Origin of the sequence: Butyrivibrio sp. INlla14, assembly GCF_900102515.1 — a bacterium.
Taxonomy (GTDB): domain Bacteria; phylum Bacillota; class Clostridia; order Lachnospirales; family Lachnospiraceae; genus Butyrivibrio.
Map to the genome: position 1 here is coordinate 87,849 of NZ_FMVS01000008.1, position 21,780 is coordinate 109,628.

At 41.6% G+C, this 21,780-nt stretch carries 12 protein-coding genes; 10 read left to right on the forward strand and 2 right to left on the reverse strand.

The window, feature by feature from the left end:
• Window positions 1–110 precede the first annotated feature (110 nt).
• Window positions 111–1,007, forward strand: coding sequence for a LysR family transcriptional regulator (locus tag BLO53_RS06975; RefSeq protein ID WP_092059999.1), 897 nt, complete (start codon window positions 111–113; stop codon window positions 1,005–1,007).
• A gap of 27 nt (window positions 1,008–1,034) precedes the next feature.
• On the opposite strand, the gene BLO53_RS06980 is transcribed toward BLO53_RS06975, so the two are convergent.
• Window positions 1,035–1,871: an AraC family transcriptional regulator gene (locus BLO53_RS06980; protein WP_092060001.1), complete on the reverse strand. Its 837-nt coding sequence runs from the start codon at window positions 1,869–1,871 to the stop codon at window positions 1,035–1,037.
• A 185-nt stretch (window positions 1,872–2,056) separates the two neighbouring features.
• Here BLO53_RS06980 and BLO53_RS06985 point away from each other — a divergent pair, with 185 nt between their 5' ends.
• The 5 genes from BLO53_RS06985 to BLO53_RS07005 all read left to right on the forward strand — a co-directional run bounded on the left by BLO53_RS06985 (window position 2,057) and on the right by BLO53_RS07005 (window position 12,405).
• On the forward strand, window positions 2,057–5,329 hold the full coding sequence (locus BLO53_RS06985; RefSeq protein ID WP_092060003.1) for a DUF5107 domain-containing protein: 3,273 nt from the start codon (window positions 2,057–2,059) through the stop codon (window positions 5,327–5,329).
• Between the two features lie 390 nt (window positions 5,330–5,719).
• Entirely contained in the window at window positions 5,720–6,766 is a 1,047-nt protein-coding gene (pheS, locus tag BLO53_RS06990) for a phenylalanine--tRNA ligase subunit alpha (RefSeq protein ID WP_176757198.1), read from the forward strand.
• 17 nt (window positions 6,767–6,783) lie between these two features.
• Window positions 6,784–9,204: a phenylalanine--tRNA ligase subunit beta gene (gene pheT, locus BLO53_RS06995; RefSeq protein ID WP_092060005.1), complete on the forward strand. Its 2,421-nt coding sequence runs from the start codon at window positions 6,784–6,786 to the stop codon at window positions 9,202–9,204.
• Between the two features lie 112 nt (window positions 9,205–9,316).
• Window positions 9,317–10,816: an aminopeptidase gene (locus tag BLO53_RS07000; protein WP_092060007.1), complete on the forward strand. Its 1,500-nt coding sequence runs from the start codon at window positions 9,317–9,319 to the stop codon at window positions 10,814–10,816.
• Between the two features lie 590 nt (window positions 10,817–11,406).
• Window positions 11,407–12,405: an alpha/beta hydrolase gene (locus BLO53_RS07005; protein ID WP_176757199.1), complete on the forward strand. Its 999-nt coding sequence runs from the start codon at window positions 11,407–11,409 to the stop codon at window positions 12,403–12,405.
• 542 nt (window positions 12,406–12,947) lie between these two features.
• Here the strand turns inward: BLO53_RS07005 and BLO53_RS07015 are convergent.
• Window positions 12,948–13,298 carry a DUF6054 family protein gene (locus tag BLO53_RS07015; RefSeq protein WP_092060013.1) on the reverse strand — a complete coding sequence of 117 codons (351 nt, stop codon included), beginning with the start codon at window positions 13,296–13,298 and terminating at the stop codon, window positions 12,948–12,950.
• Between the two features lie 213 nt (window positions 13,299–13,511).
• Between BLO53_RS07015 and BLO53_RS07020 the strand changes: the two genes are divergently transcribed.
• The 4 genes from BLO53_RS07020 (at window position 13,512) to BLO53_RS07035 (ending at window position 21,756) form a co-directional block, all read left to right on the forward strand.
• Window positions 13,512–16,517, forward strand: coding sequence for a glycosyl hydrolase 115 family protein (locus BLO53_RS07020; RefSeq protein ID WP_176757200.1), 3,006 nt, complete (start codon window positions 13,512–13,514; stop codon window positions 16,515–16,517).
• 144 nt (window positions 16,518–16,661) lie between these two features.
• Window positions 16,662–16,853: a hypothetical protein gene (locus tag BLO53_RS07025; protein WP_092060017.1), complete on the forward strand. Its 192-nt coding sequence runs from the start codon at window positions 16,662–16,664 to the stop codon at window positions 16,851–16,853.
• 103 nt (window positions 16,854–16,956) lie between these two features.
• Window positions 16,957–18,006, forward strand: coding sequence for a tRNA preQ1(34) S-adenosylmethionine ribosyltransferase-isomerase QueA (gene queA, locus BLO53_RS07030; RefSeq protein ID WP_092060019.1), 1,050 nt, complete (start codon window positions 16,957–16,959; stop codon window positions 18,004–18,006).
• Window positions 18,007–18,159: 153 nt separating this feature from the next.
• Entirely contained in the window at window positions 18,160–21,756 is a 3,597-nt protein-coding gene (locus tag BLO53_RS07035) for a starch-binding protein (RefSeq protein ID WP_092060021.1), read from the forward strand.
• The last annotated feature ends 24 nt before the right edge of the window (window positions 21,757–21,780 follow it).

Sequence of the window (21,780 nt, forward strand, 5' to 3'; positions counted from 1 at the left end):
AAGTTGTAGGCAGTGCTGACATTATATAAAATTTAATATTATGCTATGAATTTCTAGCTGTAGTATGTTATCATGATTTTTGAATTTAACCCTTTAGTGAGGTGAAGAATATGACAATACTACAGCTAAAATACATTATAGCTATTGATGAAGAATGCTCCATGAGAAAGGCAGCTGACAGGCTCTATGTTTCACAGCCAGGCCTTTCTAGTGCGGTTAGAGACCTTGAGAATGAACTTGGGATACAGATTTTTGAAAGAGTTCATAACGGTGTCGTGACAACTGCTGCTGGAGCATCTTTTATTGCATATGCAAGAAGTGCGGTAGAGCAGTTTGAAAAGGTGGAAGACAAATACCTTAATTCCAAGAATGATAAGCCAACCTTCTCAGTTTCTATGCAACATTATACTATAGCAGTAAATGCTTTTATTGATACGATAAAAGAGATAGAGCATCCGGAATATCAGTTTTCCATCAGGGAAACTCAGACAAGCGAAGTAATCGAGGATGTTAAAACCTTAAAGAGTGAAGTTGGAGTTATTGCCCTTTCTGACTTTAACAAGAACACCTTCAAGAAAATCTTTGCTGATGCTTCTCTTGAATTTACAGAGCTCTTCACCAGAAATACCTATCTGTACCTCAGTAAGCATCATCCTCTAGCTGACAGAGAGACTATTTCGTTAAAAGAGCTTGAGGACTACCCTTGCATGGTGTTTGATCAGGGAGACAACACCTCTTTTTACTACAGAGAAGAGGCTCTTGCCACCTACGATTACAAGAAGGTTATAAGTACCAACGAAAGAGCTACATCAATTGAACTTATGCTGGGACTAAACGGCTATGCTGTTGGTGCAGCTATGTTGGGGGACAGCCTTAATACTTCTGAGATTAAGGCTATAAAGCTTGAAGAGGAAGAAAATCTTACCTTCGGATATATCACAAGAAAGGGTGCGGAGCTAAGCGAGATGGCTCAGGCCTTTGTGGAGAAGCTTAAGGTACATTCATAAAAAGTATTTGCAAAAAGACCTTCTTCGCTACTTACTTTTGAATTTGCCGGGAGCGCAGCCTACTCTTTTTCTAAAGCAGTAGCAGAAGGCGCTTTCATCTTCAAAACCGCAGGAATTTGCTATTTCCTTTATTGTCATATTTGTATTAGATAGATTATATTTTGCAGCGTCAATACGCGTTGACAAGAGAAACTGGTGTGGAGTAAGACCGGTTTCTCTTTTAAATTTCCGGGAAAAATAGTAAGGTGAAAAGCCTGCAATACTGGCTAGTTCGCTTAAAGATATTTCTCTGTCGAAATTCTCCTGTATATAAGTTGTAGCCTTTTTAATAGCGTCCTTGGAGGAGGGCTCTGGATTTGGATCTGAAAGGCACAGCTCAAGGAGGAGATTATTGATCAAAATGCTGGTAGAAGCCTCCTTTTTTCCAAGGGAGGGATTATCAAAGGATGCAAGGATCTTATTTAGGTTTGAGGGAAAAGAACTGCCTTCTCCCATAGCTATGATATGCCCTTTTTCTTTTACTACCACCTTGTAGTAGTTTCTGGCCATCTTCCCGTCAAAGTGTATCCAAAGGGCAGTGCAGCCCTCTAGAGTTCTGTAGGCATGAGGCTTGTAGCAGTTTATCAGAACTACAGAGCCTTCCCCTGCTACTTTGTATTTTCCATCGAGCAATATTTCCATAGTTCCACTTTCGATAAAAATAATCAGGAAACTATCATAGCGGTTTCTTTTAAGAGAGTATCCAGGCAGATATTTAAAACGGCCAATTGCAGTTGGATAAAGAAATAGATCTCTTGCAGTCCTTGTTGGAGTGTTTAGATGATAGATGGATTTTTTGCCTACTAATTCTTCTTTTGAGTACATAGAAATCTCCCTAAATAATAGAGCAATTTTTTTATATTATAGAGCAATATTCTTTATTGTGGTACGGATTTTTTAGGATTATGCTCAGAACATAGAGCATTTTTTGAATACTCATAAGCTATTAGTGTATTCGGAGCACATAGATATATAATGAGTCATTTTTACATATAAGGGAGAGTATAGCGATGGATCAAGTACAAATCTGGGAAGAAGAGGTAAGCATTCCTACATATGAAGTTGGAGAACCGGATGTTAATCCCATGTTTCTTGAAAAGAGAGTTTATCAGGGCAGCAGCGGCAAGATATATCCATACCCTGCAACCAGCACCATCAGCAGGGAAAAGAAGGATAAAAAGTGGAACTGCGTATTTCTTGAGAACAGATATATCAAAGTCATGGTAATGCCTGAACTTGGAGGCAGGATCCAAAGAGCTTATGACAAGACTAATGGTTATGACTTTGTATATTATAACCGCGTGATAAAACCAGCCCTTGTAGGACTTACAGGCCCATGGATTTCCGGAGGAATCGAATTTAACTGGCCTCAGCACCACAGACCAACAACCTACATGAAGGTTGAATATCAGCTCAGGGAAAATGAAGATGGCTCTAAGTCACTTCTTTTGGGAGACGTTGACAGAATGTACGGAACAAGGGTTATTACTGCAATAACTCTTTATCCTGACAAGGCATATATTGAGATTGAGGGCCAGCTCTATAACAGAACTCCGCTGCCACAGACCTTCCTCTGGTGGGCAAACCCTGCGGTTTCTGTAAATGACAACACCCAGTCAGTATTTCCCCCTGACGTTCACAGCGTCTATGATCATGGTAAGAGAGCTGTATCAAGATTCCCAATTGCAACTGGAGAGTATTACAAGCATGACTACAGCGCAGGTGTAGATATTTCTAGGTATAAGAATATCCCTGTGCCAACATCCTACATGGCTGAGAAGTCTGATTTTGACTTCGTTGGAGGTTATGACTATGGCAAGGAGGCGGGACTCCTTCATGTGGCTGATCATCACATATCACCTGGCAAGAAGCAGTGGACCTGGGGATGCGGAGACTTTGGAAAAGCCTGGGATAGAAATCTTACTGACGAAGATGGCCCGTACATTGAGCTAATGACAGGCGTTTACTGCGACAATCAGCCTGATTTTACCTGGCTTTATCCTTATGAGGAAAAGAAATTCAAGCAGTACTTTATGCCCTATAAAAAGGCAGGATACATTAGAAATGCAAGCCTGGAAGCAATGGTGAATCTTGAAGTAGATGAAAAGGATGTAAAGGTCTATGTTTATGCCACAGAGAGGTTTGAAGATGCTGATATTAAGGTGACTTATGATGGACAGGAAATCCTTAGCGAAAAGGCCATCATTTCTCCAGAGGACGTATTTGAAAAAGAAATCCCTATTGAGGGGCTCGACAGATATAAGGTAAAAGTTTCTGTCTGCCATGAGGGAAAAGAGCTTGTTTCATATCAGGAAAAGGACTATGGAATCCCAAAGCTTGCTGAGCCCGCAAGGGCAGCTAAGGCGCCAAAAGATATCCAGACTAATGAGGAACTTTTTTTGACAGGGCAGCATATTGAGCAGTACAGGCATGCAACTTACCTTCCTGATGGTTATTACCTTGAGGGACTTAAAAGAGATGAAGGAGATATCCGCATCAATAACGCATATGGACTTTTGCTTCTTAGAAGAGGACAATTTGAAGCTTCTGAGAAATACTTTAAAAAGGCCATAGAGAGGATGACAAGGCTTAATCCAAATCCCTATGACAGCGAGGCTTACTATAACCTTGGACTTTCACTTTTTTATCAGGAAAGACTTGATGAGGCCTATGATGCTTTTTATAAGGCAACCTGGACAAATGCTCAGCAGGAGATGTCTTTTTATTATCTTGCTGTGATTGCCTTTAGAAAGAGGCAGCTGCAGGATGCTCTTGACCTTGTTGAGAGGGGCCTTATAAAGAATGCTCATAACATAAAGGCAAGGGGCCTTAAGGCAGCTCTTTTGGTGAGCCTTGGTCAAAGAGATGCGGCTATTGAGTATCTTAAGGAAAATCTGAAGGTGGATGTTTTTGACTTTGTAAGCAGATTCCTTTTGTCAGAGCTTGATGAAGACTATAGTGGCGAGGCTGTAACGGGGGATATTGAGAATTTCCTTCAGACTGCAAGAGACTTTGCTGAATTTGGACTTTATGACAAGGCAATTTGCGCCCTTGATAAGTGCAGCCAGGAGAGCCCGCTTAAATACTATTATAAGGCATATTATTATGATAAACAGGGGGATGGTAAGGCAGCACGGAAATCTCTTTTGGAGGCTGAAAAAGCATCCTTTAAGTACTGTTTTCCAAATAAGCTTGAAGACATAAAGGTTCTGGAGAGGTGTATTTTACTTAATCCAGATGGCGCCAAGGCCTACTACTATCTTGGATGCCTTTACTATGATAAGCTTGGCTATGACAAGGCAATTGAGCTTTGGGAGAAGTCAAGAGAGATTGATGACTCTTTTGCAACACTCACAAGAAACCTTTCTATTGCTTACTACAATAAGCGCGGTGACAAGGACAGGGCAAAAGAGTGCATCGAAAAAGCCTTTGAACTTGACAAGAGCGATGCGAGAGTATTTTTGGAGCTTGACCAGCTCTATCAAAAGCTTGGAATTTGCGCAGAGGAGCGTCTTGCAAATTTTGACAGAAATATTGGACTGATAGAAAAAAGAGATGATCTTTACACAGAATATGTTACACTACTAAACCTTTTGGGCCAGTATAGTGCTGCCAATGAAAAGATATGTTCCCATTCCTTCCAGACCTGGGAGGGAGCAGAGGGTAAGATAACTACCCAGTTTAAGCTATCTCTTTTTATGATGGCTACAAAGAAGCTTAGTGATGGTAAGGCTAAAGAGGCCATAGAGCTGATAAATAAGGCCCTTTCATATCCTGAAAATCTTGGGGAGGGAAGACTTGAGGGAACCAAGGACAATAACCTCTATTATCTGATGGGGCTATGTTATCAGAAGCTTGGAGATGACAAGAAGGCAAGAGAGAACTTTGAACGTGCGACTCTTGGAGCCTCTGAGCCAGCAGGTGTCATGTACTACTATGATCAGCCTGCAGATATGATCCTGTTCCAGGGGCTTGCCTTTAAGGCTCTAGGCGATACTAGCAGCGCCAATACAAGGTTCTATAAGCTTCTTGATTATGGTGAGCATCATATAAATGATAAATTTGTCATGGACTATTTTGCTGTTTCAATGCCTGATATGTCTGTATTTGATGCTGATATGGATATGAGAAACAGGGTCCACTGCTATTATCTTATGGGCCTTGGTAATATGGGACTTGGAAGGACTAAAGAGGCAAAAATATGGTTTGAAAAAGTTCTTTTACTTGATAAGAATCATCAGCTTGCAAATATATATGACAAATTAGTTGTTGACTTTTTTTAATATGACAAATAGAATTATTTAGTAAATATAGAAAATGCATTGAAGGCGTGGGGCTTGTCCCCGAGATGATAGGAAGATGCTGCTGAGAGAAATGGAGTCACTGGCTGAGAGCTCCATGAGTAATCCCTTATCGGAAATTTCGCGCTGGAGCAGTCCTTTCGAAGGCGATATCTTTAACTGGTAGATTGGAACGGTGGTCCCCGTTACGGGCTAAGGAGAGCATGTTTCTTTTTATATTATGATATTAAGAGACATGAACATGGGTGGTACCGCGGAATAATTCGTCCCATAGCATTTATAACGATGCTATGGGACTTTTTGTGTAATGAGATATCTTATTACACAAAAAAGTCCGATATGAGGTAATAGTAGTAATAGGAGGAAGGAAAATTGGAAAACAACGCATTACGTCAGAAAATTGAAGCAATCCGTGAAGAGATCAAGGCAAATGCAGAGAAGCTTGATAGCTCTAAACTTGTCTATGAGCTTAGAAAGAGCTTCATGGACAACAAGACTGGCAAGATCAGCGCCCTTATGAAGGAGATGAAGAATATTCCTGCAGAGGACCGCGCTGAATATGGAAAGAGTGTAAATGAGCTTAAACAGTGGGCTCTTGAGCACTTTGAGGAGCTGGACAAGAAGATGAAAGAAAAAGAACTCCAGCTTAGATATGAGAGCGAGAAACAGGATGTTACAATGCCTGCCAAGATGCGTTACGAGGGAAATCTTCATCCAGTAACACAGATGAGAGAGACTCTTATCGATATATTCGCCGGAATGGGATTTGAGATTTATGAAGGCACAGAGATTGAGAATGACTACTACAATTTCACTGCTCTTAATACTCCCAAGGATCACCCTGCAAGAGACATGCAGGATACTTTCTACTTAAGCCCTGAGTTCCTTCTTAGAACCCAGACTTCATCAGGTCAGATCCACGTTATGGAGAACAAGAAACCTCCGATCAAAATCTTATCACCTGGTAAGGTTTTCCGTTCTGATGATGATGCAACACATTCACCAATGTTCTCACAGATGGAAGGTCTTGTAGTTGACAAGAACATCACACTTTGCGACCTTAAGGGATCTCTTGAGCTCTTTGCCCAGAAGATATTTGGTGAGGGAACAACAACAAGACTTCGTCCTTCATACTTCCCATTTACAGAGCCTTCTGTAGAGGTTGACTGCAGCTGTTTTGCCTGCGGCGGTAAGGGATGCAATCTCTGTAAGGGTACAGGCTGGATCGAGGTACTCGGAGCCGGTGTTGTTAACAAGAAGGTTTTAGAGAACTGCGGAATCGACTCAGAAGAATGCAGCGGCTTTGCTTTTGGTATTGGAATTGAGCGTGCAACTATGCTTAAGTATGGTATCAACAATATCAAGCTTTTGTATGAGTCAGATATTGATGTTCTTAAGCAAATCGATCACTACGAATAAATCGGGAGGAAGATAAAATGTTAGTACCTTTAAGTTGGCTAAAAGATTTTGTTGATATAGATATTGAACCCAAGGAGCTTGAGAAAAAGCTTTTCGATTGCGGTTTTGAAGTTGAAGAGTGCTGGGAAGTTGGTAAAGACATTTCCAAGGTTGTAGTAGGAGAAGTATTAACCTGTGAGCCTATTCCTGATACTCATCTTCATGTTTGCACTGTAAACGCAGGCGAACACGGAACTTTCCAGGTTTGCTGCGGTGCAGATAATGTTCAGGCTGGCGGCAAGTACCCTCTGGCACTTGACGGAGCTACAGTCATTGAGACTGCCAAGGATCATGTGACAGTTGTTGGCGTTGCTACTATCAAAAAGGGCAAGCTTCGCGGCTATGATTCAGAAGGTATGCTCTGTTCTGGTGTTGAACTTGGAGTATCCGAGGATATGTATCCAGGCGCTGGTTACAACGGACTTCTTGTTTTCCCTGCAGATACAGAGGTTGGTATCGATGTAAAGCCTATCCTTGGCCTTGATGACTGGATCTTTGATGTTTCTATAACAGCAAACAGACCAGATTGTCAGAGCATTTACGGTCTTGCAAGAGAAGTTGCAGCAGCTCTTGATAAGCCATTAAAAGAGATTGATCTTAGCTACACTGAGACTGATGTTGAGAATGAAGGCTTTAGCGTTTCTGTTGAAGACCCAGATCTTTGCCCAAGATACATTGGCCACTATGTATATGATGTAAAGCTTTCAGAGAGCCCTCTCTGGATGAAGAGAAGACTTGCTATGGTAGGCAACAACTCTATCAACAACATTGTAGATATCACTAACTACATCATGAGAGAGCTTGGACAGCCTATGCACGCTTTTGATGGCAATTTCCTTGAGGATAACAGGATTGTTGTAAGACGTGCCAAGGCAGGAGAGAAGATTGTAACTCTTGATGAGAATGAGTTTGAGCTTACTACAGATAACCTTGTTATCTGCGATGGCAAGAAGCCTGTAGCTCTTGCTGGTATCATGGGCGGTCTTAATTCCGAAATCCGTGATACAACAACTACAGTTACTTTTGAAGCAGCTAAATTCATGCGTGACAACATCCGTAAGAGCTCTAGAGCACTTGGACAGTCATCTGATTCATCAGCAGCTTTTGCCAAGGGTGTTTATGAATACACAACAGTTATCGCTATGAAGAGAGCTCTTCACCTTATTGAACAGCTTGGCGCTGGTAAGGTTTCAAAGACTCACGTTGATATCAATACAGGAAACAGCCTTGAAAAGAAGGAAATGAAGGCTTCTATTAAGAAGGTAAATGGTGTACTTGGTATAGAGGTTCCTGAGGATGAGATAAAGAGAATCCTTACAAACCTTAATTTTGAACCAGTTATAAATGGTGATGAGCTTACTATCAAGATTCCTGCATATCGTGAGGATATGGAAGATTATCCTGATATCGCAGAGGAACTTATCCGTATGTATGGTTATGACCATGTTAAGCCTACATTCCTAAAGAATGCTGGCGTAACAATGGGCGGCAGAAATCTTCGCCAGAAGACAGAGCTTAAACTTAAGAGAGCTCTTTGCGCTCAGGGCGCATATGAGTGTATGCACTACTCATTCTTCTCACCTAGTGACCTTGATCTTTTGAGATTTTCTGAGGATGCCAGTGAGAGAACTGCAATAAGGATCCTTAACCCTATCAACGAGGACCTTTCTCTTATGAGAACTACACTTGCAGCTCAGATGATCCATGCAATTGCAAGAAACCAGAAGAAGGGAACTCTAGAGGGAAGATTATTTGAACTTGGAAACAGATTTATTCCAAAGTCTCTTCCACTCACAGATTATCCTGATGAGAAGGCTACTCTTTGCATTGGTATCTTTGGAGAAGGTGAGGATATCTTTACACTTAAGGGCCTTGCCCAGAACGTAGCAGATGCTCTTCACGTAAGCTTTAAGTATGAACCTGCAACCAAGACATTCCTTCATCCTTATAGAGCAGCCAAGATCACATGTGAGGGCGAAGAAGTCGGATATCTTGGACAGATCACTTACGAGATCCAGGATGATACAGATATGAGAATTCCTGCATATATCTGCGAGATCGATCTTTCTGTACTTGAGAAGTGGTATGGCAAGACACCTACATTCAAGCCACTTTCAAAGTTTGCTACAGTTAAGCGTGACCTTGCTCTTATCATGGAAAAGACTGTTACCTGCGGGGAAGTTGAGGATGCTATCTATGGCTCCTGTAAGTATGTAACAGATGTTAAGCTCTTTGATGTATATGAGGGACTTCCAATTCCTCCAACCAAGAAGAGTATGGCATTTACAATCACCTTCACTCCTAAGGATGAAGAGCTTTCTGACGATGCAATAAATGGATATGTAGATAAGATGCTCAGAAAGCTGTCATTTACTATGGGCATTGAGATCAGATCATAATTATCAAAACTTTATAAAATAAATTGCACGCAATTGATTATTATTAATATAGGTGCTATAATAGCCATTACTTTAGTTAGTAATGGCTATCTTATGGAAAGGAGCTTTATATATGAACAGAAAAAATATTTGGACTACTTACAATGCTACTCAGCTTAAGGCTGTTGATAAGTTTGCTGATGAGTACAAGAACTTCCTTGACAACTCCAAGACAGAGCGTGAGGCTATCGACACGATCGTCAATGAAATCGAGGCAGCAGGCTACAAAGAGCTCAATACTCTTATTGGTGGTAAGACCAAGCTTAAAAAGGGCGACAAGGTTTACAGCGTTTGGATGAACAAGTCAATCGTTATGTTCCAGCTTGGTTCAGAGCCACTTGAGCAGGGACTTAATATCCTGGGCGCTCACATCGATTCTCCTAGAATCGATGTTAAGCAGAACCCACTTTACGAGGATGGCGGTTTTGCTTACCTTGATACACACTACTATGGTGGTATCAAGAAGTACCAGTTCGTTGCAATGCCACTTGCAATCCACGGTGTATTCTGCAAGAAGGATGGCACTACAGTTCAGCTTAATGTTGGTGAAGATGAGGATGATCCAGTATTCTTCATTTCTGATCTTCTAATTCACCTTGCAGCTGACCAGATGTCCAAGACTGCAGCCAAGGCTGTAGAGGGTGAAGCCCTTGATCTTATCATTGGCCACAGACCATTTGTTGTTGAGAGCAAGGAGAAAGAGAAGGCTGAGAAGGCAGATCCTAAGCTTACAGCTGGTCAGAAGTATGCTCTCAAGGCTGAGAAGGAAGAGAAGGCTGAGAGTGGTAAGGTTTCAGGCGCAGTTCGCCGCGGAATCCTTGCACTTTTAAATGACCTTTATGGAATAGAGGAAGAAGATTTCATCTCTGCTGAGCTTGAGATTGTTCCAGCTGGCAAGTCAAGAGATGCTGGATTTGACAGATCAATGATCATGGGCTATGGCCATGACGACAGGGTTTGTGCATATCCTTCAATGCGTGCCCTTCTTGAGGCCAAGAACCTTAAGAGAACAGGCTGCTGCATCCTTGTTGACAAGGAAGAAATCGGTAGCGTAGGTGCTACAGGTATGCAGAGTAAGTTCTTTGAGAAGGCTGTTGCAGAGCTTATGAACCTCACTAAGGAAGGTTACAATGATCTTCTCCTTAAGAGATGTCTTGCTAACTCATGCATGCTTTCATCAGATGTAAGTGCCGGCTTTGATCCTACATATGCATCAGCATTTGAGAAGAAGAACGCAGCATTCCTCGGTGAAGGTCTTGTATTTAACAAGTTCACAGGTTCAAGAGGAAAGTCAGGTTCTAACGATGCTAATGCTGAGTACATCGCTGAGATCAGACGTGCCTTTGAGAAGGATGGAATCGTATTCCAGACAGCAGAACTTGGTAAGGTAGATGTTGGTGGCGGCGGAACAATCGCTTATATCCTTGCTCTTTACGGAATGAACGTTATCGACTCTGGCGTTGCAGTTCTTAACATGCATGCACCATGGGAAGTAATTGACAAGGCTGACCTTTTTGAAGCTAAGAGAGGATATGTATCATTCCTCCAGAACGTTGACTTCCGCAATGAATAATAAGTAATAAGTAATAAGTAATTGCAGTTTTCTGCTATTTTTAGCCTGCCTTTGTGAGCTAATCCCCACAAAGGCAGGCTTTTTTCTTGAACAAGATTGGCAAGCTTGTTCAGCTGAATTTACAGCTATTTTTTTATTTTTTAAAAACTGGACACGTTAAAAAATTGTCAATACATCTGGTATCTGGTTTCTGTTGAAAAGGATGTAACAAAAAGCTTGAGTCTTCAATATTACACTTGTTTATCCAAGTACTCTTACATCTTTTTTCTCAAGATTGCAAAGAAAGTTGTTGCTTAAGGAACAAAATGCCTTGATAGTTTTACATTAACGGACTATTGCTACAACTTTTTTGCTAAAAGGAAAATAAAAGATGTACTGAAAAAATTTGCGCTCATCCCATTTATCAAAAATAAATATATAGATGTAAAATCCGAAATAAATCCGAGATAAATTCAAAATGGGTCAGATTATTCAGGCTGCCCAGGGAACCCTGTAAAATTGGCATAAGACAAAAATATTTTTTTAAATTTGGGGATACACATGGTATCATAGTAAAGTATGTAAAAGCACTAAAAATGGGGATTTTTGATATGAAGAAAAAAAGTATATGTGTGCTTATGGCCTTTCTGATCACGGCGTTAAGCGCTTGCGGCGCAAGTACACAAGGGGAGAGTGAAATGGTAACAAGTAGTAGTGAAGATTTAAGTTCTTTTGCCACAGGAATTAAGACAGAAGAAGAGGAAGGCGCTGAGGCTACAGCCTTTGTTCTTGATGATGAAATAAAGGAGCGATGTCCCGTAATATTTGAAGCTACGAGGGGCAACGTTTCATATGGCGAGTTTACGCATGGAACCTATTATTCTGATACCTGCAAAATGGAAAGAGGCTACAGCATCCTCTTGCCTGCAGACTATAGTAAGGACAAGAAATATCCAGTCCTTTATCTTTTACATGGAATATTTGGTGATGAATATTCTTTTTCTCAGGACAAATCCAATAAGATAAGAGAAATAGTAGGAAATATGGCTTATGACGGATATATCGATGAGACTATCGTTGTGTGCCCTAATATGTATGCCACATCAGATCCAGACCAGAAGCCTGGCTTTGACAGCAAAAGCGTACTTCCTTACGACAATTTTATAAATGATCTTGTAAATGACCTTATGCCTCATATTGAAAGCGAATATTCAGTTCTTACAGGAAGAGAGAATACCTATCTTGCTGGATTTTCCATGGGCGGAAGAGAGACAATTTATATAACCCTTCAAAGGCCGGAGCTTTTTGGATATGTCTGCGCCATTTCTCCAGCTCCCGGAATCGTACCTACTCAGGATAAATTCATGACCCATGAAGGCCAGATTCAGGAAGATGAAATGAAGTTTGCAGAGGGTGCTATAGAACCGAATGTATTTATTGTCTGCTGCGGCACCAGGGATTCAGTCGTAGGCACCTATCCCAAGCAGTATCATGAGCTTCTTGATGCAAACGGCGCTGATCACATTTGGTATGAGATTACTGGAGCTGATCATGATAACAATGCGATCAAGAGCGGACTCTTTAACCTGCTTAATCAGATAAGTTTTTGATTTCTAAGCTCTATTCCAATTAACCGTAGTTTTCGCTAAAAGTGTTAAACGCTCATGCTATTGGAAAATGCAGCAAATGAGAATATGATCCAGAGTATACTGAAGATCAATTCAATGATCTGAAATACATAGAATTTTTTAGGTGCAAAAATGTTTTGTGATGATTGCTTATGAAGATGTACTAATCCGCATAAATTCACAGTTAATGAAATGATTCCGCCCAGCATAAAAATAAAAATAGCAATTAAAAATCCAAAAAAATACAGACTACTATCTACATTTTGTATTCCATACCCAATAAATGCGCAAAGAAGAGATATTAGTTGTATTCCAATTAAGAAAAATGGAAATAAAAGGTAAAAAATAGATTTTTTCATTTGGGATGCCTCTATCAAAAAGTGATTAATTCTAGAGAACATTATATTAGCGGCTTAGAAGGAAATAAAGTCAAAAAAAAAGAAAAATAATTTGTTTTTTTTCTTTTATTTTTTTGGATGTAGCTTTTGGCATAAGGAATTACGAGTGTCTAAAAGCTCATGGATTTAGTGAAATCCATGAGCTTTTAATACTTCTGCAGCTATATTGGCGAAGTCTTCATTGGCACCCCAGCTCATCAATAATCTTCCGGCACCGCCACCAAGGCCAGATACCGTAGCCACTTGCTTGTCACCAACATGAATACATTGGATAACAACTGAGGCGCAGCTCTTAATTCTATAATAGTATTTTTCAAAACCAAGAAGCAGAACTTCTGCTTCTCCCACGTGTTCTATGTTGTAGACAACAACTTCCGCATCAGGGCTTTCTTTGCGCATGTCATCCATTATCTTTTGCGATAAATCCAGCATTGTATCTGAAGACTGTCTTTTTAAGTATATTGTTTTACTATCCATTTTTGTTAATTCATTCCTTCCTGCTTGAGGTAAGCAAGAATAATTATAGCAAAATGCCAAGCAGGATAAATCGTAACATAAGAGAAAAAAAAGAAATACAATAACCTAAATGGGAAGATTTAAGCAAGCATTAAGTAGATAAATGCGCAGACTTTGAAGTATCCTTATAATGATCCATGTTTTTCAATAATGAAGTATAGGGGAGTTGTGGACATGATAAGGATATTTGACGGACGCGCAATGGCAGAACTTGTCATTGAAGAGAGCGCATTTGAGGGAGTTAAGGAAATTGGTAATACTATAGCTGAGGATCTGTGTATGGTTACAGGCCTTGCGCCCAGAATTATAGGGACAGTAAGCGAGGTTTCTGGAAATACGGCTGTTTTCATAGGTACTGTTGGAAAGAGCCAGTATCTTGATGAACTGGAGCAGAGAGGCCTGATTGACTTATCTTTACTTAGAGGTAAAAGAGAAGTCTTCATGATTAAGATAATTGATCTGCCTGCTACGGCAATGGCAAATAGCGCAGCAATGCAGCTTCTTGTAATTGCCGGAAGTGACAAGAGAGGCACAATCTATGGAATGTTCCAGCTATCAGAGCTGTGCGGAGTTTCTCCTCTTGTTTATTTTGGCGACGCAATTCCAGAAAAGAAGCAATTTCTTGATGTAGAGATAGTTGGCCAGCCAGCTTATAATGGCACAGGTGCTGTAGCAAGCACATCAAGCAGCGCATACAGTAATATGTATGTCTCCAAGGAGCCTTCTGTTTACTATAGAGGCTTCTTTATAAATGATGAGTGGCCAGCCTTTGGAAACTGGGCAACAGAGAAGTTTGGCGGCGTTAATGCCAAGTGCTACAGGAAAATATTTGAACTACTCCTGCGACTTAAGGGCAACTACATGTGGCCTGCCATGTGGAATTCAAACTTTTCTGAGGATGGTCCTGGCATAGAAAATGCAAGGCTTGCCGATACTCTTGGCGTTATTATGGGAACCTCCCACCACGAGCCGCTTTTCAGAGCCGGCAACGAGTGGCAGCAGCAGTACAAGGAGTACGGGAATGACAATTCCTGGAGCTTTTTATCAAATGCTGATGCTATAACAAGATTTTGGGAAAATGGTGTTAAGAGAAATAAGGATTTTGAGAGCGTTATAACTATTGGTATGCGTGGAGAAGCAGATTCCAAGCTTCTTCCAGAAGATGCAACCATGAAGGATAACATAGAGGTCGTAAAAAAGGCAATTCTTGCTCAGGATAAGATTCTTTTTGACCAGTTCAAGGACGGAAACAATATTTATACTAAGGCAGCAGAGACTGAAGCTGACTACGCGGAAGTATTAAAAAATGTTCCCAGGATGCTTGCAATCTACAAGGAAGTAGAGGATTACTACTACGGAGATGAGACCTGTCAGGGCCTCAAGGACTGGGATGAACTCAAGGATACTATTTTCCTCCTAAGTGATGACAACCATGGAAACTTAAGGAACCTTCCTACAGAAAAAGAGAGGCAGCACCCAGGTGGATACGGAATGTACTACCACTTCGACTACCACGGAGCACCTATAAGCTATGAGTGGACTAACTGCAACCGCCTTACCAAGACCTGGGAGCAGATGACAACGGCCTATGAGGCGGGCGTTCGCAAGATGTGGATCGTCAATGTCGGCGATCTTAAAGAGATGGAGTATCCACTTAGCTTTTTCATGGATCTTGCCTACGACTATGAGACCTGGGGCTCCAACGGCTTTAACAAGATAGATAACTATGTCTACCTCTGGATAAACAAGCAGTTTGGAAATAGACTAAGCGATTCCCAGAAAAAGGATATGTTCAAGGTTCTTGAAGGCTATACAAGATACAACGCCCTTAGAACTCCGGAAACAATGAACGAGACAATTTATAACCCGGTTCATTTCAGAGAAAGCGAGAGAGTTCTTTTTGAGGTAAAAGATATCCTGGCTACAGCAGGAAGACTCAAAGCTGAGCTGACGGGTGAAGCGCTTCTTACCTACGAGAGCATGGTTTACTATGCTGCCACAGCTTCTCTTAATTTGATTGTTGCCTGGATCCTTACTGGTTTTAACCATGCCCTGGCAAAGAGAGGCTCAGTATATGCAAACAGCTATTTAAATGAGATAGAGGGCAGGATATTCCTTGATAAGCAGCTGGTAAAAGAGTTCCACCAGATAGCAGATGGTAAGTGGAACCATTGCCTTAGCTCAGCCCACACAGGTTTTAGGACCTGGGATGACAGAGAGTGGTTCTATCCAGCTCCGGTTAAGGTATCACCTATTTCAGGAGCCAAGGCTATTGTAAGCTTTAGAGGCTATGACAGATACCATCTCGGTGCCCATTGGCAGGATATGGCGCCTATTGTGTGCGATGATTTCCTTAATCCTGATACTAAGGGAGTATTTCTTGATATAGATACCAAGGGCGATGTCTCTTTTGACTATGAGATCATTCCTGAAGATAAAGCCCTTAAGTTTAGTAACTTAAGGGGCAGAGTAGAGGCAGGAAGAAGCGTCGTTTCTATCATGAGAAATGCAGTTAGTCCCGCGGTCTTCGAGTCCAAGGGAAGAGTCAAGATCTCTTTTGACAACGGACAGGAAACCCACGTGGACTATGTGTGCCTCCTGCCAGCGACTTCGGAAAATGCAGAGGACAGCACAGGCAAGAGGCTGGGCAGAGTTGGAGGACATTATAATTACTGCTGCATTAGTGCCAGTGACTTTGCAGATAAAAAAGATTCAGAGGAAGGCTCCTTTGAAGTTGTGGAGCACCTTGGAAGAGAAGGCTCAGCTATAAAGGCATTTCCTCCTATGAAGACCTTTGAAGATTTCCAGAAAGCTCCAAGCGTTGCATATGCTTTTGATGTGGAGGAAGAGGGAGAGTATGACGTTGTCTTTTACCTTCTTACAAGAAACCCATATCACAAGGGCGGAAGACTGAGCTTTTATCTGGGAGTTTCAGATGACGCGCCACAGCTTGTTCATGCCGTATCAGATCACTACTACACAGAATGGCAGGATGAGGACTGGGCTCAGGGAGTATTACGAGGCGGAAGATGTATCTGCCAGAGAGTAAGCCTTAAAAAGGGCTGCAATGAGCTTAGAATTTATGCCAAAGACCCAGGTGTGATCATAGAAAAGCTTGTGGTCAAGAAAAAAGATTATCAGCTTCCTGAGAGCTACCTTGGCCCACAGGCAAATTATTAAAGCATTATTAAATATAGGGAAAAACACTCATATATGCTCATATTTGAGTTATAATTTGTTTATGTTAAGACGAATTACCGTTTATGGATTCTAACAGTATTTGAAGCTTGGCAGGCTTAATTGTATGAGAAAGGTGGTGCATATATGAGTAGAGTTTCAGAGGTTACAGCCCTTCAGCAGCAGAGAGTAAAAGAGATGCAGGAACGTATGAAGAATCATGATCTTTCTGATGACAAGGTTAATCAGCTCATGATCCAGAATATGACCCAGACCCTTAATGACATCTCTGCTACCCTGGCAATTATTTCTGATAAATATACTGAAAGGAAGTTATAATTTTCCCTCAACTTGCTTTAAAACTATTAAACTGTTATACTCTTCTTCGCGAAAAAAAATCGTGGAATAGAGTGTAACAGTTTATTTTTTAAGGACAAAGAAAATGAGTGAGAATGTAGAAATAGGACTATCAACTGCAGATTATTATTTTGATCTTCCCAAGGAGCTTATAGCTCAGGACCCAATGGAGAAGAGGGATGAGTGTAAGCTCCTTGTTATGGACAAGAACTCAGGCAAGGTGGAGCATCACGTATTTAATGAGGTGATAAACTATCTTGAGCCAGGTGACTGCCTTGTTCTTAACAACACCAAGGTAATACCTGCAAGGCTTCTTGGAGTCAAGGAAGAGACAGGAGCTGCTGTTGAGATTCTTCTTTTAAAGAGAAAAGAGGCAGATGTCTGGGAGACACTTGTAAAGCCAGGCAAGAAGCTTCGCCCGGGAGCAAGGGTATCTTTTGGCGATGGAATACTTAAGGCTGAGATCATGGACATAGTAGATGAGGGAAACCGCCTTGTGAAATTCTACTATGATGGAATCTGGGAAGAGGTTCTTGATAAGCTTGGAGAGATGCCACTTCCTCCATATATTACCCACAAGCTTCAGGACAAGAGCATGTATCAGACAGTCTATGCTAAGTTTGAGGGCTCTGCTGCAGCGCCAACTGCTGGCCTTCACTTTACTGATGACCTTCTTGAGAAAATCAGGGAAAAGGGCGTGGACATGGCCTTTGTAACTTTGCATGTTGGACTTGGAACCTTCAGACCAGTTAAGGTTACTAATGTCAAGGAACACCACATGCATACAGAGTGGTATCAGGTAACACAGGAAGCAGCTGATAAGATCATGAAGGCAAAAGAGTCAGGGCACCGCGTTATCTGTGTTGGTACCACCAGCTGCAGAACTATAGAGAGTGCAGCAAGTGAGGACGGAACTATTAAGGCTTCAAGCGGAGATACTTCAATCTTTATCTATCCTGGTTACAAGTTTAAGCTTATGGATGGGCTTATTACTAACTTCCATCTTCCTGAGTCAACACTTGTTATGCTGGTATCTGCCTTTGCTGGAAGAGAGCATGTACTTGGGGCTTACGAAGAGGCTATTAAAGAGAAATACAGGTTCTTCTCATTCGGAGATGCATGTCTCTTCATTTAAATCGTAAAAAGTTTACTATACAAAGTTTACTATACAAAGTTTACAAAAACGTTTCCGGAATTTATAAGACTTTCAACAATTGACCATAGTAGCATCGACTAACTATAATTGATATATAGTTAATCGGTGCTATTATTTTTTGGAGGTAAAAGTATGAAAAGGGGAAAATTGTGGATTAAAGCACTATCTACGGCAGGTTTAAGCTTGTCTATTTTTTTGAGCTCTTTTGGAAACGTTTCCAATGCGTTGGCCACGGAGCCTCAGGAAAATCAAGGACTTGAAGCGGCAAGTTTGGTAAGTTCTGCCCAGGAAGGCGAAGAGGCGGCACTAGATGCCTCTGCAAGCGCAAGTTCAGGCGCATCAGAATTTTATGACGAAACTAAGACTGGGACAGAAGAAGACCAGAAAATATCTGCAGATGAAGTAAGCATAGAGGCTTCAGATACTTCTTCAGATGTTCTTAGCGATGAGTATTCAGTAACAGAAAGCACTCCTTCCAAGGAGTACTCAGTTACAGCACTTGCTCCAAGACAGCAAAGGGAAGCGGATAACAGCCTTATTACCCGCGACCACATCCAGCACGGCGCAATTCTTCATGCCTTCTGCTGGAGCTTTAATACTATAGCAGACAACATGGCAGACATAGCAGATGCTGGCTATACAGCAGTCCAGACATCTCCTATAAACGAATGCCTTGATACCAATCCTGGTATGAACCTTCACGGCCCTGATGGCATGTGGTGGTATCACTACCAGCCAACTGACTGGGTGATTGGAAACTATCAGCTTGGTACAAGAGATGAATTCAAGCACATGTGTGATGTGGCAGATGAGTATGGAATTGCTGTCATTGTTGACATTCTTCCAAACCACACAACACCTACTTATAGCAGCATATCTCAGGATCTCTTTGATGCAGCAGGTGGGGAGGATGCTCTTTATCACAAGACAGGTAGGACTGCAGGCGGATATACAGACAGACTTGAGCTTACCTACTATGAAATGGGTGGACTTCCAGATGTTGATACTGAGAATATCAGTTTCCAGCAGTATTTCTATGAATTCTTAAAGGACTGCGTATATCTCGGCGCTGACGGCTTTAGAATTGATACAGCCAAGCACATTTCACTTCCAGATGATCCTGTTCCAGCTGCATACGAAGGGCAGGAGGACAGAAATACTTTCTATCCTAACATGAGGAAAGCTCTTAACGAGTATTCAGAGGAAGTTGGAAGTAAAGACTACGACGATCTTTTTGTATATGGAGAGGTTCTTCAGGGAACAAATGACAGACTTGCAGCTTATCAGGAGTATATCGGAGGAACAACAGCCAGCAATTATGGTTCCAGCATCCGTTCAGCTCTTTCTGCAGGGGACCTTTCTGTAAACAGAATACTTGATTATCAGATCTATGATGAGACAGTTGCAGGCAGAACCTACACAGCTGATACAGAGAAGCTTGTTACCTGGGTTGAGTCTCATGATAACTATATGAACGATGGCGAGGGCAGCTGGAAAGCAATTGATGATGACAAGCTGATCCTGGGCTGGGCTATTATAGCAAGTAGAGATGCAGGAACACCACTGTTTTTCTCAAGACCAAATAACAGTTCTTCTGAGAATCCTTATGGTGACAATATTATAGGCGCAGCAGGAAGCCCAATCTACAAGGCTCCTATTGTAAAAGCAGTAAATCTTTTTAGAGAAGAGATGGGGGATGCCGGAGAATATCTTTCAAATCCTGGTGGAAACAATCAGGTTCTTATGATTGAGAGATCTGGCGATAATAAGGAAGGTGCTGTACTTGTAAATGCCAGCACAAATAGAAATAACATAAGCGCAGAAACACATCTTGCAGATGGTATTTATCGCGACCAGGTTGAGGGGAGCGAAAATGTATTCCTTGTAAAGGATGGTGTGCTCAGCGGTTCTATCGAGGGAGAAGGCGTAGTTGTTCTTTCTGAGAGAGAAGAAGGAACTGGCAAGGTTGTATATTTCTACAATTCAGAGAATTGGGACAGCGTAGTAGCAAGAGTTGATGGAAAAGGCGATACAATTACAGCTGTGAGCGAAGAAGACGGTTGGTTCTTTGTAACTGTTCTTGATGATGAGTTTGACATCACTTTTGAAAAGGCAGATGGCAGCGCAGTTTCACCTGTTTACACAGTAACTAAAGAGAGCGGAACCTACGCTACAGCAAAGAGTAGCGACCTTTACGTCTCAAAAGAGGAAGCAGAAAGCTCAATTGGTCTTAAGACCTATTCTGTATACTTCTTTAACACAGAGAACTGGGCATCTGTAAATGCCTACGGATGGCTTGATGGCGGCAAGGAGCTTTTTGGAGGCTGGCCAGGAAGCGCAGCTATAAATGAAAATGGCGGCTGGTACAGGGCTGATATCAAGACCTATGACGATATCACTTCTTACAATGTCATCTTTAACAATGGAAATGGCACTCAGACAGTTAATATCGAGGGAATAACTCCTGAGTCAAAAGATATCTATTTTGCCCCTGATGCTGAGGCTTCAGAGGGACAGGTTGTAGTAAAGAGATTTGAAGATAAGGAAGCTGCTGAAAAAGCTCTTGGAGTATCAGGCTCTTTTGTAACAGCCTTCTTCTATAATACAGAGGGATGGGACAAGGTCTGCGTATACACTTGGGGAGCAGTATCTTGTGGAGATTGGCCAGGAAAAGAGCTTACACAGGATGAGGATGGCTGGTATAGCGTTGTTCTTCCAGCAGGTCCAAGTGAAGATCTGAACATTATCTTTAACAATGGCAATAATGGCAAACAGACAAATGATATGAAGGTTTCTGATATGAAGAACAGGTTCTTCCTTCATAATGGCATTTCATATCAGAAATATGGCTCCAAGAAAGAGGCACTTAAGGCAATTGGCGAAAGCGCCCAGGTAGAAAAGACTACAGTTTATTTCTACAACGAGATGGCAGAAGATGCAAACTGGCAGAATGTATACCTTTATGTCTATGGCGGACCAAATGGCGAGTACAACAATCTTGTCGGAGGCTGGCCAGGAACAGGCATGACAAGAGAAGAGGGCACAAACTGGTATAGCGCCAAGGTTCCAACAGATGAGCTCAAGACCGGAACTCTTACATATATCTTTAACAATGGAAATGGCACGCAGCTATCAGATAACAGAGACATCACAATTGAAAAGAACTATTTCACTTACAGCAGCACGGACAGCTTTGCAAGTAAAGAGGCAGTACTTGAGTATCTTGGAATTGGAACTGATGAGCCTGAGCCAGAACCTGAGCCACAGCCAGAGCCTGAAAAGGATCTTGAGGGAAGCTTTACAACAAAGTGGGGATCAACTTATTTTGTTACAGAGGATGGTCAGAAGGTAACAGGTATTGCCAGAATTGACGGACATAAGTATTACTTCAAGGACAATGGCAAGATGGTTACATCAAGCTTTGTCACTGTAGATGATAAGACCTATTACTTTAACAAAGAAGGACACATGGTAACAGGCTTCTTTGAGAAGTGGCTCACAAGATACTACGCTGATGCAGAGGGAGTAGTTGCCTATGACACTTTGTTTACTGTAGATGGCGATACATATTATGCAGACGGCAGAGGCGCTGTGGTTAACAGCAAGTTTGTTGACTTTGAAGAGGGAACAAGATACTTTGACTCCGAAGGCAAGATGGTAAAGGGCAGAACAATTACAAAGTGGTTCAAAAAGTATACTTTTGATGAAGAGGGAATTCTTGTTGATTAAAGCCTATAAGCCAAGCTTATTTCT

Coding starts and splice junctions, on each gene's coding strand:
- BLO53_RS06975 (WP_092059999.1), top strand. CDS start 111: ATGACAATACTACAGCTAAAATACATTATAGCTATTGATGAAGAATGC.
- BLO53_RS06980 (WP_092060001.1), bottom strand. CDS start 1,871: ATGTACTCAAAAGAAGAATTAGTAGGCAAAAAATCCATCTATCATCTA.
- BLO53_RS06985 (WP_092060003.1), top strand. CDS start 2,057: ATGGATCAAGTACAAATCTGGGAAGAAGAGGTAAGCATTCCTACATAT.
- pheT (WP_092060005.1), top strand. CDS start 6,784: ATGTTAGTACCTTTAAGTTGGCTAAAAGATTTTGTTGATATAGATATT.
- BLO53_RS07000 (WP_092060007.1), top strand. CDS start 9,317: ATGAACAGAAAAAATATTTGGACTACTTACAATGCTACTCAGCTTAAG.
- BLO53_RS07005 (WP_176757199.1), top strand. CDS start 11,407: ATGAAGAAAAAAAGTATATGTGTGCTTATGGCCTTTCTGATCACGGCG.
- BLO53_RS07015 (WP_092060013.1), bottom strand. CDS start 13,298: ATGGATAGTAAAACAATATACTTAAAAAGACAGTCTTCAGATACAATG.
- BLO53_RS07020 (WP_176757200.1), top strand. CDS start 13,512: ATGATAAGGATATTTGACGGACGCGCAATGGCAGAACTTGTCATTGAA.
- BLO53_RS07025 (WP_092060017.1), top strand. CDS start 16,662: ATGAGTAGAGTTTCAGAGGTTACAGCCCTTCAGCAGCAGAGAGTAAAA.
- queA (WP_092060019.1), top strand. CDS start 16,957: ATGAGTGAGAATGTAGAAATAGGACTATCAACTGCAGATTATTATTTT.
- BLO53_RS07035 (WP_092060021.1), top strand. CDS start 18,160: ATGAAAAGGGGAAAATTGTGGATTAAAGCACTATCTACGGCAGGTTTA.